Origin of the sequence: Halalkalibacter akibai JCM 9157 (assembly GCF_000513135.1) — a bacterium.
GTDB lineage: Bacteria > Bacillota > Bacilli > Bacillales > Bacillaceae_D > Halalkalibacter > Halalkalibacter akibai.
The window spans coordinates 208,891-222,657 of sequence record NZ_BAUV01000001.1 but is presented as its reverse complement, the minus strand read 5'-3'; the positions used below and the strand labels follow the sequence as shown (position 1 = coordinate 222,657).

Genomic DNA, 13,767 nt, shown 5'->3' with positions numbered 1-13,767 from the left:
TCTGCAAAGTGTTGGTATATTCCTATAACAATCGTCAGACATTTTCTGACACTAGTTGCTTTTTTTGTCGAGAAAACGATGATTATAGACTCAATACAACTCCATTTATCTGTTATATTTATTATAATTAGGATTACAAAGGAGTATTCATATGTTAAATAGTCGCGAAGAACTTTTATTTTTAACGAAACAGCTAGTCGAAGTAGAAAGCATTGTTAATACGGAAGGAGAAAAAGAACTGGCACAGGCCATCTATACTCTTCTATCTAGTTTTCCTTATTTTAAAGAAAACCCTTCTTATATTATCAAGCAACAAACGATTAATGATGAGCAAGAAAGATATAACGTCATTGCTTTTGTAAAAGGAACGAAGAAACCAAGTCCAAAAACAGTTCTGTTAATGGGGCATTTAGACACTGTTGGAATCGATGACTTCAACCATCTTAAAAATAAAGCCTGTAACCCAGCCGAATTGATGGAAGCTCTTCAATCAGAGGAACTTCCACCCCTAGTAGCCTCACACTTACAGTCAAGCCAATATCTGTTTGGCCGCGGGGTTCTTGACATGAAAAGTGGAGTGGCTAGCCATATTCATCTACTTAACTATTATTCGAAGCACCCAGATCAATTGGAAGGCAATTTAATGGTTGTTATTGAATGTGATGAAGAAGATGGTTCACACGGGATTTTATCTGCGTTAAAAGAATTAAAAAAACTTAAAGAACAGCATCAGTTTGATTATGTGGCCGCTATTAACGCCGATTTCGTCTCTCCTCTCTATCAAGGTGACGAAAATCGCTATATCTACAAAGGTACAGTTGGAAAATTACTTCCCTCCTTTTTCATAACAGGAGCAGAAACTCATGTTGGCTCTTGTTTTGAAGGGCTTGATCCAAACTTCTTAGCTGCTGAACTAACAAGAACGATTAACTATAACCCTGAGTTATGCAATGAAGCATTCGGAGAAACGACCGTTCCACCGGTTTCCTTAAAACAAACAGATTTAAAGCCAACTTATACCGTGCAAACCGCTCTTTCTGCTTTTGTTTATTATAATTTCTTCATTCATTCCTGGTCTCCAGAAGATGTATTGGACAAGTTAAAACAACAAGCTGAGTTAGCCTTCACCAACGCTCTTGATGAATATAAGAAAAGGTATCTACAATATTGCCAAGCTAGTAAGCAACCTTATCAAGAAGTCGTTTGGAAGCCTCGAGTCATGACTTACGAGGAAATGCAGCAACTATTAATAGAAGAGCATGGGGATGTATACGTTGTTCATATGGAAAACTTTAAAGCTGAATTAAAACAAGATCTTAGCTTAGACACTAGAATGTTCTCAGCCAAAGTTGTGGAAGAAGCTTGGAAGTGGATGCCAGATAAAGATCCAGCAATGATCTTGTTCTACTCATCCTTGTATTCACCGAGAATTGAAGTAACTGGAAAAGACGATAAAGAAACTATCTTAATTCAGGCCTTAGATGAAGCGATTAAGAAAGTTCAACCTAGTTACGATTATCCAATCAGAACGAAAAACTTCTTCCCTTATATTTCTGATATGAGTTTTGTTGCGTTGAGTGACGATGAACAAGGTATTGCTGCAGTCACTAGTAACAACCCAGGTTGGGGCGTTAAACATTTTGTCAATTACCAAGATATTAGAGATATAAATGTCCCTGTTATAAACATTGGTCCGTATGGCTTTGACGCTCATAAACAGTTCGAGCGCTTGGAGCAAACTTATTCCTTTGAAATCGTTCCAATGATTACAAACGAGGTTATTCAAGGAGTTCTTAGGAGTAGGTAATCCTATCTTCATTGAACTGTTGAAGGATTAATAAGAGTAGATTGGGTCTTCATTAGTCTTATGAAGGCCTTTTTTTGCTTTCTTTTTATGTGAGTTGGTCTTCATTAGCCTGATGAAGACCTTTTCTTGCTTTCCTTTTATGTGAATTGGTCTTCATGAACCTGATGATGACCTTTTCTTGCTTTCCTATTAGGTGAATTGGTCTTCATGAACTTGGTGAAGACCTTTTTTTGCTTTCCTTTTATGTGAATTAGTCTTCATGAAACCAAGGAAGACCTTAAATAATTACCATTTTGTTGTTTTAATAAATGTATTAAGCCTCTGGTAGTTTTACTGAAAATTTCCCTTCTGTGTTTTCTTCCCTCTCACCCGTTAATGTTCATTTTATAGTCTTTTTAATCTAGTTTGTTTAGTAAGGTTACACTTCCCTCGTTTCTATTTTAGGTTGCTTTTCACTATAGAAATGATAAATTGGAAGATAGAGTATGGAGAAAGCTTATTGAAACTGTATTCATTTGATTAAAATGAAGCAGCTTTTAAAGGATTAGGCTTTTTTCTCTTAGTGGAGTGGAACGAACACCTCTTCTCTCTCCCTTTAACCTTTACATATAAACAAATGCAAAAGACACGAATAAAAAAGAAGGTGTAATTATGACAGATCCCCATCAAAACAAATTAAAGTCGTTAGTAGAAATCCTATTGATTTCTACTAGGCTCGGGTTTACATCGTTTGGAGGGCCTATTGCTCATTTAGGGTATTTTCATGAGGAGTATGTTCGCAGAAGAAAATGGATGAACGAAAAAAGCTATGCTGATTTAGTTGCTCTTTGTCAGTTCCTCCCCGGCCCGGCAAGTAGTCAAGTAGGCATCGGGATTGGTGTGATGAGAGCTGGAGTCTTAGGAGGAATTGTATCCTTTCTTGGCTTTACGCTGCCGTCGGTTATAGCTTTAATTATTTTTGCTGTTCTTTTACAGAGTTTTGGTTTTACAGAAGCTGGTTGGATTCACGGGTTAAAAATCGTAGCAGTCGTTGTTGTTGCCCATGCGATTTTAGGAATGGCGAAAAACTTAACGCCTGATCTGAACAGGAAAACGCTCGCGTTATTCGCAGTGGTCGTCACACTCATGTGGCAAACAGCATTTACTCAAGTAGGAATTATTATCTTAGCTGGATTGATTGGTTTTCTCCTTTATAGAAATCATACACTTGAAGAACAAACAGATAAAAACGCTTCTTTTCCGATTTCACATCGCTTTGCTGTCATCTGTTTAACCTTATTTTTCGGGCTACTTATTGCTCTTCCTATTTTAAGGGAAGCAACAACTTTAAATTGGATAGCGATGTTTGATAGCTTTTATCGTGCAGGAGCTCTTGTTTTTGGTGGAGGACATGTTGTACTCCCTTTACTTGAAAGAGAATTTGTTCCAACAGGCTGGTTAAGTGAAGAACAGTTCCTAGCTGGTTATGGTGCTGCACAAGCTGTACCAGGTCCGTTATTTACGTTTGCCGCTTATATAGGAGCAGTGATAAACGGTTGGAAAGGCGGACTACTCGCAACCATTGCGATCTTTTTACCTGCTTTTCTACTTATTTTAGGAACTTTACCATTTTGGAATTCAATGCGTCGTAACCCGAGTATTAAAGGGGCATTAATGGGTGTTAATGCAGCAGTAGTAGGGATATTAATCGCTGCGCTTTATCAGCCTATTTGGACTAGTTCCATCCTATCTGCGGCAGACTTCGCTTTTGCTGCTGTCTTATTCAGTATGTTGGTTTTCTGGAAACTGCCTCCGTGGGTTATTGTAGTGACAGGTGCTTTAGGAGGATGGATTTTGTCATTGCTGTTTTAGTGCCTATGCAAAAGGGGGAATCTCAAAAGGTTAAAAACACCCATTTAGATTCCCCCTCAATATATTACGAACTGCTCGCTTTTTAATCCCTATTACACTGAAAAGATATTAATTGAAATCCTGATTTCTCGATAACTGGGAAACCCCCTTGATCAAAACAACCATTTGCCGCTTCTGTTACCTCTACGTAACTAAAATAGGACTGAGTCGCTAATAAGATAAAAGCGATAACAATGGCAAAAACAGCGATTAAAAGAATTCCTTGAACAGGTGTACAATTTCTTAGAAATGCCATACTTACCTCCCTCAAACCCTAAAATTTTATCCTTTATGATTACCGATTAAGTGGTAGTAAAATAGATACCTTCGTACCACCATCTTGATTTTCAAACATAATTCTACCATTATGTTCTTGCATAATTCGTTGTGCAATGGATAGTCCTAAACCAGTTCCTGTATCTTTTGTTGAAAAAAATGGTTCACCGATCCTCCCCATAATAGACAATGGAATGCCACTCCCATTATCTCTAACTTCGATAACCACTTCTTCTTTAGATAAGGATACCCTAGCATCAATCTGAATTCTGCCATTTTGCCCAACTGCTTCAATACCATTTTTGATAATATTTAAGATAACTTGTTTCAATTGAGCACGGTCGCCATAAACAGTAAGTTCTTCTAGCTCATAACTAAATGAAATTTCAATATTATGTAAGATTGCTTCATTTGATATAAGTTCGACCGTCTCAGAAACAATATCCGTTACATTACAACTTGCTTTTTTCGGAGCTGTTGGTTGAGTCGCCAGTAGGAAATCACTGACTAACTGGTTCATTCGATCTAATTCGTTTAAAACAATATCACGAAAATGATTATCTTTTTGATCCTCGAATAGCAGTTGAACAAAACCTCGAACTGACTGCATCGGATTTCGTAATTCATGAGCCAAACCAGCTGACAATTGGCCAAGCATCGCCAATTTTTCCAGTCTTATTAACTTATCATCTACTTCATTGTAACTAGATGTAAAGGCATTTTCTAAAATAACTGAAATGACCGAAGATAACCTCTCAATGGTTTCCATTTCCTCTTTAGTAAAAGCATAGGGCTTCGGGTCAACCGCACAAACTGTACCAAATAGTTTGCCGTTTGGTAAATAAACAGGCATTCCTAAATAAGAACCTACATTTGCCGCATAGATTGAATCAAATACCTTCGCTCGCTCATCTTTCTTTGTATCATTAATCACTAACGGTTCCCGACCGTTAACTTCAATGAGACTTCATAATGCATCGTTTAATTCTAACTCCATTCCTTCATTCAGATCGCAACCATTTTGATTAAATACTTTAATAATCTTAAACGTTTCTTCAATCTGACTAACGAAGAATGTTTTCGTTCCTATTAACTTACTTGAAAACCACAATAAATCTTCTAGTGCTTTCTCATAACGGACACCCACTTGACTCACCCCCGTTTCCCTGTTTGTGTTTTCTCCAATATACGACACTTTGATTATAGCAATTTTTTTATAGGAATGTGGTCTCAATTGGTAGATATCCTCCAAATTTCCTACAGAAAACACAAAAAAGCATCCCAATTAAGGATGCTTAGGCATTTGTTGTTCACATAGAGCCATCATTTCTTCTAATATGTTTTCTCCAATTGGCGTCCACGGAATCTCAATTCCTTGGCCTGGCGCAAGAGCTTTTCCTCTATATTCCTGTTTATCATTCGCCGCAATGTAAATATCCCAACTCCAAGATTTTAGCTTTTCACCTACATGATCAATCTCAGCTAAATAATGCTTTTTAAATTTAAAATCTCCCATTAAACCCTTCATCATTGAAATCACTCCTTTAATTTTTGTTCACGGACAACCTCTTAGTTATTATAATAGTCTGAAAATATCCAAATAAAAAGGTATTCGTCAGATTTTCTCACAAAAAAATCTGTTCATTCTTAATTCGCTTTCCGGAACGCTCTTCTTTCGGCATATTCCAAACATTTTGGACAAACTTTGATCTGTTCATTTCGTGTATTAACATAAGACGTAAAATAACCCTTTGTTGTTTTACAGAAATAACACTGCTTTATAAATAAAGATTTAAGAAACTTAAACACAACACCACTCCTATTTATTGTTCTCACTTTTCTCTATCTTTATCATATTTTACTTAATATGAATAGTGATTAGCATCCAAGTCGATACTTGGTAAAAATAAAGACTGTTTTCGTATATATTTACAATTCCTTACCGGGTCAACATTGCGATTCACTCTAGACGTGACATCAACAATTTTTGCGAACACAGTTAAAATAAAAGAAGGAATGATTAACTATGGAGGAAGATGGAAATGTTTTTAAAGGCCTTATGTGGGGCTCACTATTAAGCGTTCCTTTGTGGGCAGCTATTATTTTTATTGTTAAGCAGTTAATCAACTAGCGGTCGATAATATTAAAAGCAGCCCGTTTCTTGTTGGAGGGCTGCTTTTACATGTACAGTTTTAAGAGGACACAGATGGTCTTATTTAAGATAAAAACAGCTCTTTATTGCCTTTCACGGACTCAGATGACTCTATTAGACGTTTTATGAGCTAAATTAGTGCTGAATGGTTAAGATAAGGGATCTGTTGTCCTTTAACCTCTCAAAAAGAGCTCATTTCATGAAAATAGCGTCTTGTAGGTCCGCTCAATTAAGCCATCTTCATTATTCCACTCGTCTAAACAGCAACAGGTGCTTTAATCGGCCCATGTGGCTCGTAGCCAATTAGCTCAATGTCTTTTAATTCAAAGTCAAAAATACTTGTTAGCGTTGAATTTAATTTAATCTGCGGTAATGCTCTAGGTTCTCTTTGTAACTGCGTCTTAATCTGTTCTACGTGATTAGAATAGATGTGAACGTCAGCTCCCGAATAAATTAACTCTCCAACCTCTAGACCACACTCATGGGCAATCAAATGCGTTAATAGAGCATATGAGGCTATATTAAACGGTAATCCTAGAAACACATCATTTGAGCGCATATTGAACATACAGCTTAACTTGCCTTCATTTACATAAAACTGAAAAGCATAATGACATGGTGGAAGCTGTTGATTTTCTAGTTCAGACGCACTCCACGCATTACAAAGCAAGCGCCTTGAATCAGGATTGCGTTTAATTTCGTCAATAATATATTGAATTTGATCGTAAACTTTGCCGTCAGCGCCTTCCCAGCTTCGCCACTGTTTCCCGTACACATTCCCTAAATCTCCATATTGTTTAGCGAAGTCATCGTCATTTAACACCTTTTCTTGATAAATCGTTAATTGTTCCTGATATTGTTTGTTAAACTCCTCATCTTGTTGAGAACGAATACCGAAATTTTTCATATCTGGTCCTTGATAGTCACTAGACTCTACCCACTTTTGAAAACCCCACTCATCCCAAATATGATTATTGTTTTCAAGTAGATAGCGGACATTCGTATCTCCTTTTAAAAACCAAAGTAATTCAGATGCGATTAAGCGAAAAGGAACACGTTTTGTTGTTAAAAGCGGAAATCCTTCTTGTAAATCGAAACGCAATTGATGACCAAAAATAGAGATGGTACCAGTCCCTGTACGATCTTCTTTTTTTGTTCCATGTTCAAGAATATGACGACATAAATCTAAATAAACTTTATCTGCTTGATTCATTGTATAAACCCCTTTCAAATTCTCGTGATCCAATCTTTATTCCTCAATTTTTTCTATCACTCATTTTAACATAAAGGATGTTAAATGACTCAGTTGATATTTGTTAAAACGAAAGGAGATTAGGTCTCATCTCCCTAACGAATCCGTTCCTTTGCGCTTCAGGTACTTGCTTTCCCCGGGGAGTAAGCCAAGTACGACATTCGTCTATGTGGTCTTGTCCTTCCCTCTTTTCCCGCAGGAGTCAAGTACCTTCCGCTCCATTTCACTTTGGTTTTTTTAAAAATAGAGTCTGGTAAATGAATAAAATTTTAAACTCAGATCCTTAGCGAAGTATATTTCCGGAGCGATCGCTAAGCACCAACTATCATCACCGAATTCTTCATAGCTTTCACACAAAAAAAACAGGTGCTTAGTTTAAACTAAACACCTGTTTAAAGTTATCTGACAATTGATTTCCTGTGAAATAATTCCTAGTTACGTTGCCTGTGGTTGAACTCCATCTCCGCCTTTTTTCTTACGCATCACTTGGATAGCCACTAAAAGAATCAACAATGCGATTCCGGCTACATCTGTCATCCACGAACCATGAATGAATACGAGAGCTGTAGCTAGGCTAATAGACGCTCATAGAAACGCAATTTAACTAAGAAGAAATTTTGGATGAACACAACAAATGCGACGATCCCAAGTAAAGCTGTGAAAATATTTTGTGCAATGACTGGCCATGTGTACAAGCCTGCGTTCTCAGGTAACAATAAAATAACGGTATTCGTAGCAAAAACAAACGGTAATAACAACGCCCCTGAGTCAAACTTAAAACCTTGAATACCCGTACTTATCGGCTCAGAGTTTGCAATACCAGAAACGGCATAGGCCGGTAAGTTAATAGGCGGTGTATCATCAGCTAAAATTCCGTAGTAAAGAACGAATAAATGAGCGGCCATAATCGGTACACCCATTTGAACAAGAGCCGGAGCGACCATCGCTGCTAAAATAACGTATGTGGCCGTTGTTGGTAATCCTAATCCTAAAATTAAACAAGCAATTAGAGTAAACGCAAGAGCTAGATATAAGTTGTCTCCAGCAAAGTTCACAATGATAATTGGTAGCTTTGCTGATAATCCTGTTAAGTTAATAACCCCAATTAAAATACCAGCAGTAGCACATGCAACAACTACTGTTAAAGAATTACGTGCTGCCATTTCAAAGCCAGCAAACAATTCTCTCATGCCAAACCGTACAGGTGCTGCATCAATTTTAAACTGCTTCTGCAATAGGATGACAAATAAAGCTACAAATATCCCGATCGCAACCATGACAGCAATTTCAATTCGCCAATCTAATACAAAATGCATCGCATAAGCGAAACCACCAACGATTGCGGCAATTAAAAGGCCAACGCCCATTTTTTCTCGCATCCGGTGAGTGAACACAGCAAGCGTTAGTAAGATCACAATGGCAAAGAATGCGGCATTTGGAACCGTGTTTCCTCTTACTAAGAAATACACCAAAATAATGACCGGCAAAATTAAATATCCATGCTGAATCAGAGTTTTACGAGCTGACACAAGCATTTCCTTCGGTAAACCGCTGATATTATGCTTGGACGCTTCAATATGAACCATAAATAAAATCGCGATATAACTTAAAATAGCTGGAATCGCTGCCGAACGAATAATCTCCGCATACGTATATGGTGTGTATTCGATCATTAAGAAAGCGGCTGCCCCCATGATTGGTGGCAAAAGCTGGCCACTAGAAGATGAAGCTACTTCAATTCCACCGGCAACTTGTGGCTTAAAACCAACTTTTTTCATTAACGGAATCGTAAATGTCCCTGTTGTAACCGCATTGGCTACCGAACTCCCCGAAATAGATCCTAGCATCCCAGAAGATACAACAGCAGCTTTGGCTGGCCCACCTTTATACTTACCAAATGCACGAAGAGCTAAGTCGATAAACATTTTACCCGCACCAGTCGCTTCTAATATCGCTCCAAATAAAATGAAGATGAAGACGTATACAGCTGAAACCGATAACGGTGTACTGAAAATTCCAGAAGTCGTATAAGTCATTTCATAAATAAAGTTTTCAAAATTAGCACGTGTATGTCTAAACGGTGGGTTTAGATAATGCCCTAAAAAGAAATAAGCAATAAAAATCGAAGCGATAATCACTAATGGCTTTCCAACTACACGTCTTGTTGATTCAAGCACAAGAGCGAGTAGGGTTATTCCCATAATTAAATCCATTGTTGACATTCGACCTGTCAAGATCGACGTTGATGTTTGGTTTGCATATAAATAATAGCCTACAAAAATCGCGAGAAGGGCAATTAAAAAGTCATACCAAACAATTTTTGTTTGACCAAGTCCCCTCTTTATTGGAAAAATTAAAAATACGAGCGCAAGTCCAAATGTTAAATGGATAATCATATGAGTACGAGTTCCGACACCTGGCATTAAACCAAAGCCTGCCGTGTACAAATGATACAACGACATCGCAATCGCAATGACTAAAATGAGTAGCGCCATCCAGCCACGCAGGACCCTGTCACTGCCTGCTAGCTCGTTTACTTTCTTTTCAACTTCGGGATCAGCTTGATAACTAATTTCCTCTTTCTTTGACATACGTTCAACTCCTTTCAAATGATAAGACTGTTTTTTGCAAACTTTTGGTTTAGGGCTTACCTGTCTTCACATGTATGTTCGGTCGTTGCATTGCGCTGCAGTCACTCGCTTTCCGCGGGGAGGTGCCGAGCCTGTGGGGTCTCGGCCCTACCTAATTTCCCGCAGGAGTCGAGTGACTTCCGCTCCATTTCACTACGAGTAAATACTACTTTACAACAATGTTATTTGGTTATTACTCGAATCCGTAGTCGCTCTCCGTTTAATTCACCAGATAAATCAACCGTTTCCTCTCCCACATGAAACGAATGCGGAAAAAGATGTGAAGGAAGGATATTTAAATGTTCAATTAAACGTTCCTGCTTAATAATGATAAAACCATCTTTCATTTCCAACTCATCCTTTGCTTCATAGGGCAAGCCAGCCCCAAATGATTGCGTCCAACTTTCGGTTGCTACCATTTGATACTGTTCATTGATTTTGTAGTATTCTCTTACAGGAGATAACTCTACAGAATGAATATACTCATGATAAAACACATCATTGACAGTAACTTCTGTTTCAAAATAAACCTCATCTTCGTAAGGTAAGTAAATCTGCAAAAAATATGCTTGTTTCTGTTGGAAAAAGGTAAGAATCATCACACATACCAAAAGGAACAAAAAGGCAGTGCTAAAGAGCATTGCCTTTTTGCCGATCTTCTTCTTTTTATTGCTCGTCATAGTAACGTTGTGCACCTGGGTGAACAGGAATTGACATACCATCAAGAGCGGACTCAAGTGTGATGTTATTTCCTTGTTGGTGAGCATTACTGAAAGCATCTGTGTTTTCGAACATTGCTTTAGTTATATCATAAACAAGGTCTTCATCCATATCAGCTGATACTGCTAGCATAGCTAGAACAGCAGCAGTTGTTGTATCACCAGCAGTTCCGTAAGCATCAGCCGGTACTGTGAACTCTGTGTAGTACGGATAAGCAGCTGAAAGTTCAGCAATCTTTTCTGCACTAATTGAAACTAGTGAAATTTCTTTTGTTGCTTTTAATGCTTCAACAGCACCAGTTGGTAAACCAGCTGTGATGAATGCAGCATCGATGTTTCCATCTTGAATGCTTCCAGCTGCGTCACCGAAGCTCATATACTCTTCACTGATGTCGTCATATGAAAGGCCGTGAACTTCTAGAATTTGGCGAGCATTGATTTCAGCACCTGAACCTAAGTCACCTACAGCAACACGCTTACCTACTAAATCTTCAACTGTTTCAATGCCACTGTCAGCAGCCGTGATAATTTGGATTACTTCAGGGTAAAGTGTTGCGATTCCTTGGAATCCTTCTAGTGCACCAGCTTCTTCAAACATGTTAATACCTTCTGAAGCGAAAAACGCTACATCGTTTTGAACTAATGCAAGATCAGCATCTCCATCAACAAGGCTGTTGATATTCGCAACTGAAGCACCTGATGAGAAAGAAGCAGCATCTACGTTTTCTACGTGAACGTTAATAATATTATTCGCAAGTGCCGCACCAAGTGGGAAGTAAGTACCTTGTTCTCCACCTGTCATGACTGTAATGTCTGTGAATTCACGAGTTGTTGCCTCGCCACCCTCAGCTTCTGTTTCTTCACCTGTTTCTTCAGCATCATCCGCTGGAGCTGGATCAGGATCTGCAGCGCCACCACAAGCAGCTAGTACTAGCATAAGAGCTAATGCTAACATCATTAAGTAACTAACTTTTTTCATTTGAAAATTCCCCCTTATGTTTGTTTATATGTAAGCAAACCAATGGCTCGCTTAACAACCTATCTTCATTGAACCCTTTTCTATTCTATCTATATCTTTTTCATTTTACAACTTATTAGGGCTAATTTGTAAGATAAATCTATTATTAGCTATAATAACCAAAAATTAGTAATAGTTCGACAAATCCTGCAGTCTTCTTGCTTTTGCAACCTAAAAAAACGCTTGTGAGCCAGTTACCGCTCGCAAACGTTCATTCATTAACTACAAAAGCTAAACAAAACTACTCGCTGCAAGCGTTGTTTCCGTCTCAACAATCGTAACATTCAACTGTTCAACTAAATCTAACTGATATGGATTCGCGAGTTCTCTAGAGTGCTCCTCTATAATTCGGACGACTGGATGAGTACTCAACTGTTTATTTTGTTTTACTACGATTCCTACTCTACCATCGCTTAGTTTCACTTTTAAACCAGCTGGGTAAACGGCTATCGTTTTTCTAAAAGCTTCCACCAAACTTTGATCAAATTGATTTTCTACTCCTGAATAAAGCAACTCTAGACCTTCATGAGGTAGCATCGGCTTGCGGTAAATTCTATTAGATGTTACCGCATCAAAAACGTCTGCTATCGCAATTAATTTGGCGTAGTAATGAATTTGATTACCTTTTAGTCCTTGTGGATAGCCTGTCCCGTCTATACGTTCATGATGTTGGAAAGCACAATGCGCGGACAACAAAGAAATGTTTGGAGCATTTCGGAGCATATCGTAGCCTGCTTTAGCATGGGACTTTATAATTTCAAATTCTTCAACAGTCAACCTACCAGGTTTATTTAAGACTTCTGTTGGTATCGCCATCTTGCCAACATCATGTAACAACGCGCCCATTCCAATGTCCATTAATTGTTTCTCCGTAAAGCCAAGCTCAACCGCTAAACCAAGCGTATAAACGGTCACATTAAGAGAATGTGTGAATATATAACTATCATATACAAAGATATCTGATAGAATCGCTAAAGCATCTTTGTTATTTTTAATATCCGCTAAGATCAACTCAACTGGACTACTTTGCCAAAGTCCTTGCTTAAATGATCTGCATTAAAGGTTTTCTTTAACTTCAACTCATCCGCTATCGCTATAAATTCATCTTTAATCGTTTTTATTGCTTTTCGTTTTGTTTCCTCGGTAATCACATTTTCAACAACAATATCATCCGTTTGACTGTCTTGAACATATAGAAACGAGAAACCAAGTTGAGTAAGCCTGTCGAGAACTCGTTCGGTTAATTCCGCTCCTTCAAACAACAGCACTTGACCATTATCGTTATATATAGGTTTTGCAAGCTTAGTACCAGAGATTATAGAGCGTATCGAAACTAACCTCATAATGTTCTCCTTTTCAGTAGTGATAATAGATTAAAGAATGGAGCACTGCCCTAATTGGCACGTCTATGTTATAGAATTTAAAAGTGTTTAATAATCGTTCTGACCTTTTCCATTGTCCTATATCTAGTGTACAACATATTAAAATGTGCGCAAGCAAAACTATGCATTTTTACACGAAAAACTTCGAATTTTGTCGAAAAAAGAGATTGAAACATTTTCTCCCTTTTAAAATATCGGTATATCTTTCATTTAATTAAACATTGGAAACTTTTGCTTAATGAAATAAAAATTGACCACCAAATGATCACGTCATTTAATGGTCAATTCGTATTACCTTTTGTCTGCGTATTTGCTTCTATTGCTAAAATTAGTATTTCATTTTTAGCAATGCATCTTTCCCCTTCATACCAACTGTGACGCCTAATTGTTCTGCTTCTAGTGTCACAGATTCTAGCGGTGCCTCTAATAATTGATCAATCGTTCTAACGCCAACAGCGCGACCTGCGACAATTTTACGTTCTTTAAGCTTGGCATTTAAAAGGGCTACGTCTAAAGCTCCACACATGATGTATCCCGTGTCGTTCATAACTGCCATAAAATTGGTTTTCGGGAGCTTTAATGTAACAGCGATAAACGTCTCACCTTCTATTTGAATTGGATTCATTTCAAGCATTGTAAAC

13 protein-coding genes are annotated in these 13,767 nt (G+C 37.9%); 2 read left to right on the top strand and 11 right to left on the bottom strand.

Translation table 11 applies throughout. The features are described from left to right. Positions 1 to 151 precede the first annotated feature (151 nt). A complete protein-coding gene (locus JCM9157_RS01095) occupies positions 152 to 1,807 on the top strand; it encodes a M20/M25/M40 family metallo-hydrolase (RefSeq protein ID WP_035661151.1) in 1,656 nt (551 codons plus the stop codon). A gap of 651 nt (positions 1,808 to 2,458) precedes the next feature. After that, positions 2,459 to 3,658, top strand: a complete 1,200-nt coding sequence (locus tag JCM9157_RS01090; RefSeq protein ID WP_035661149.1) for a chromate transporter — start codon at positions 2,459 to 2,461, stop codon at positions 3,656 to 3,658. 82 nt (positions 3,659 to 3,740) lie between these two features. Here JCM9157_RS01090 and JCM9157_RS01085 read toward each other — a convergent pair whose 3' ends face one another. The 11 genes from JCM9157_RS01085 to JCM9157_RS01040 all read right to left on the bottom strand — a co-directional run bounded on the left by JCM9157_RS01085 (position 3,741) and on the right by JCM9157_RS01040 (position 13,760). Next, on the bottom strand, positions 3,741 to 3,953 hold the full coding sequence (locus JCM9157_RS01085; protein ID WP_035661148.1) for a hypothetical protein: 213 nt from the start codon (positions 3,951 to 3,953) through the stop codon (positions 3,741 to 3,743). A gap of 39 nt (positions 3,954 to 3,992) precedes the next feature. Further along, positions 3,993 to 4,907, bottom strand: a complete 915-nt coding sequence (locus JCM9157_RS01080; RefSeq protein WP_052012867.1) for an ATP-binding protein — start codon at positions 4,905 to 4,907, stop codon at positions 3,993 to 3,995. 33 nt (positions 4,908 to 4,940) lie between these two features. Beyond that, a complete protein-coding gene (locus tag JCM9157_RS24305) occupies positions 4,941 to 5,120 on the bottom strand; it encodes a hypothetical protein (protein ID WP_148296784.1) in 180 nt (59 codons plus the stop codon). Between the two features lie 138 nt (positions 5,121 to 5,258). Further along, the gene (locus JCM9157_RS01070; protein ID WP_035661142.1) at positions 5,259 to 5,504 is read right to left on the bottom strand and encodes a hypothetical protein; all 246 of its coding nucleotides are present in this window, start codon (positions 5,502 to 5,504) and stop codon (positions 5,259 to 5,261) included. Positions 5,505 to 6,381: 877 nt separating this feature from the next. Then, positions 6,382 to 7,338 (bottom strand): thymidylate synthase, encoded by a 957-nt coding sequence (locus tag JCM9157_RS01065; protein WP_035661140.1) that lies wholly within the window; start codon positions 7,336 to 7,338, stop codon positions 6,382 to 6,384. Between the two features lie 608 nt (positions 7,339 to 7,946). After that, on the bottom strand, positions 7,947 to 9,968 hold the full coding sequence (locus JCM9157_RS01060; RefSeq protein WP_235714764.1) for a TRAP transporter permease: 2,022 nt from the start codon (positions 9,966 to 9,968) through the stop codon (positions 7,947 to 7,949). Positions 9,969 to 10,189: 221 nt separating this feature from the next. Further along, positions 10,190 to 10,687: a DUF1850 domain-containing protein gene (locus JCM9157_RS01055; protein WP_035661137.1), complete on the bottom strand. Its 498-nt coding sequence runs from the start codon at positions 10,685 to 10,687 to the stop codon at positions 10,190 to 10,192. After that, positions 10,674 to 11,705, bottom strand: a complete 1,032-nt coding sequence (locus JCM9157_RS01050; RefSeq protein WP_035661135.1) for a TAXI family TRAP transporter solute-binding subunit — start codon at positions 11,703 to 11,705, stop codon at positions 10,674 to 10,676. The genes JCM9157_RS01055 and JCM9157_RS01050 overlap by 14 nt, the downstream gene beginning before the upstream one ends. 270 nt (positions 11,706 to 11,975) lie before the next feature. After that, entirely contained in the window at positions 11,976 to 12,755 is a 780-nt protein-coding gene (locus JCM9157_RS01045; RefSeq protein WP_235714763.1) for an HD-GYP domain-containing protein, read from the bottom strand. Then, on the bottom strand, positions 12,752 to 13,087 hold the full coding sequence (locus JCM9157_RS25070; protein ID WP_235714762.1) for a hypothetical protein: 336 nt from the start codon (positions 13,085 to 13,087) through the stop codon (positions 12,752 to 12,754). Before JCM9157_RS25070 ends, JCM9157_RS01045 begins: the two co-directional genes overlap by 4 nt. Before the next feature lie 367 nt (positions 13,088 to 13,454). Further along, complete coding sequence (locus JCM9157_RS01040) at positions 13,455 to 13,760, bottom strand: YunC family protein (protein ID WP_035661132.1); 306 nt, start codon at positions 13,758 to 13,760, stop codon at positions 13,455 to 13,457. Positions 13,761 to 13,767 lie beyond the last annotated feature (7 nt).

Excerpts from the sequence above, each read along its gene's own strand:
- JCM9157_RS01040 (WP_035661132.1), bottom strand. The coding sequence starts at position 13,760 with ATGCTTGAAATGAATCCAATTCAAATAGAAGGTGAGACGTTTATCGCT.
- JCM9157_RS01070 (WP_035661142.1), bottom strand. The coding sequence starts at position 5,504 with ATGATGAAGGGTTTAATGGGAGATTTTAAATTTAAAAAGCATTATTTA.
- JCM9157_RS01065 (WP_035661140.1), bottom strand. The coding sequence starts at position 7,338 with ATGAATCAAGCAGATAAAGTTTATTTAGATTTATGTCGTCATATTCTT.
- JCM9157_RS01055 (WP_035661137.1), bottom strand. The coding sequence starts at position 10,687 with ATGACGAGCAATAAAAAGAAGAAGATCGGCAAAAAGGCAATGCTCTTT.
- JCM9157_RS01050 (WP_035661135.1), bottom strand. The coding sequence starts at position 11,705 with ATGAAAAAAGTTAGTTACTTAATGATGTTAGCATTAGCTCTTATGCTA.
- JCM9157_RS01085 (WP_035661148.1), bottom strand. The coding sequence starts at position 3,953 with ATGGCATTTCTAAGAAATTGTACACCTGTTCAAGGAATTCTTTTAATC.
- JCM9157_RS01095 (WP_035661151.1), top strand. The coding sequence starts at position 152 with ATGTTAAATAGTCGCGAAGAACTTTTATTTTTAACGAAACAGCTAGTC.
- JCM9157_RS01090 (WP_035661149.1), top strand. The coding sequence starts at position 2,459 with ATGACAGATCCCCATCAAAACAAATTAAAGTCGTTAGTAGAAATCCTA.
- JCM9157_RS01060 (WP_235714764.1), bottom strand. The coding sequence starts at position 9,968 with ATGTCAAAGAAAGAGGAAATTAGTTATCAAGCTGATCCCGAAGTTGAA.
- JCM9157_RS25070 (WP_235714762.1), bottom strand. The coding sequence starts at position 13,087 with ATGAGGTTAGTTTCGATACGCTCTATAATCTCTGGTACTAAGCTTGCA.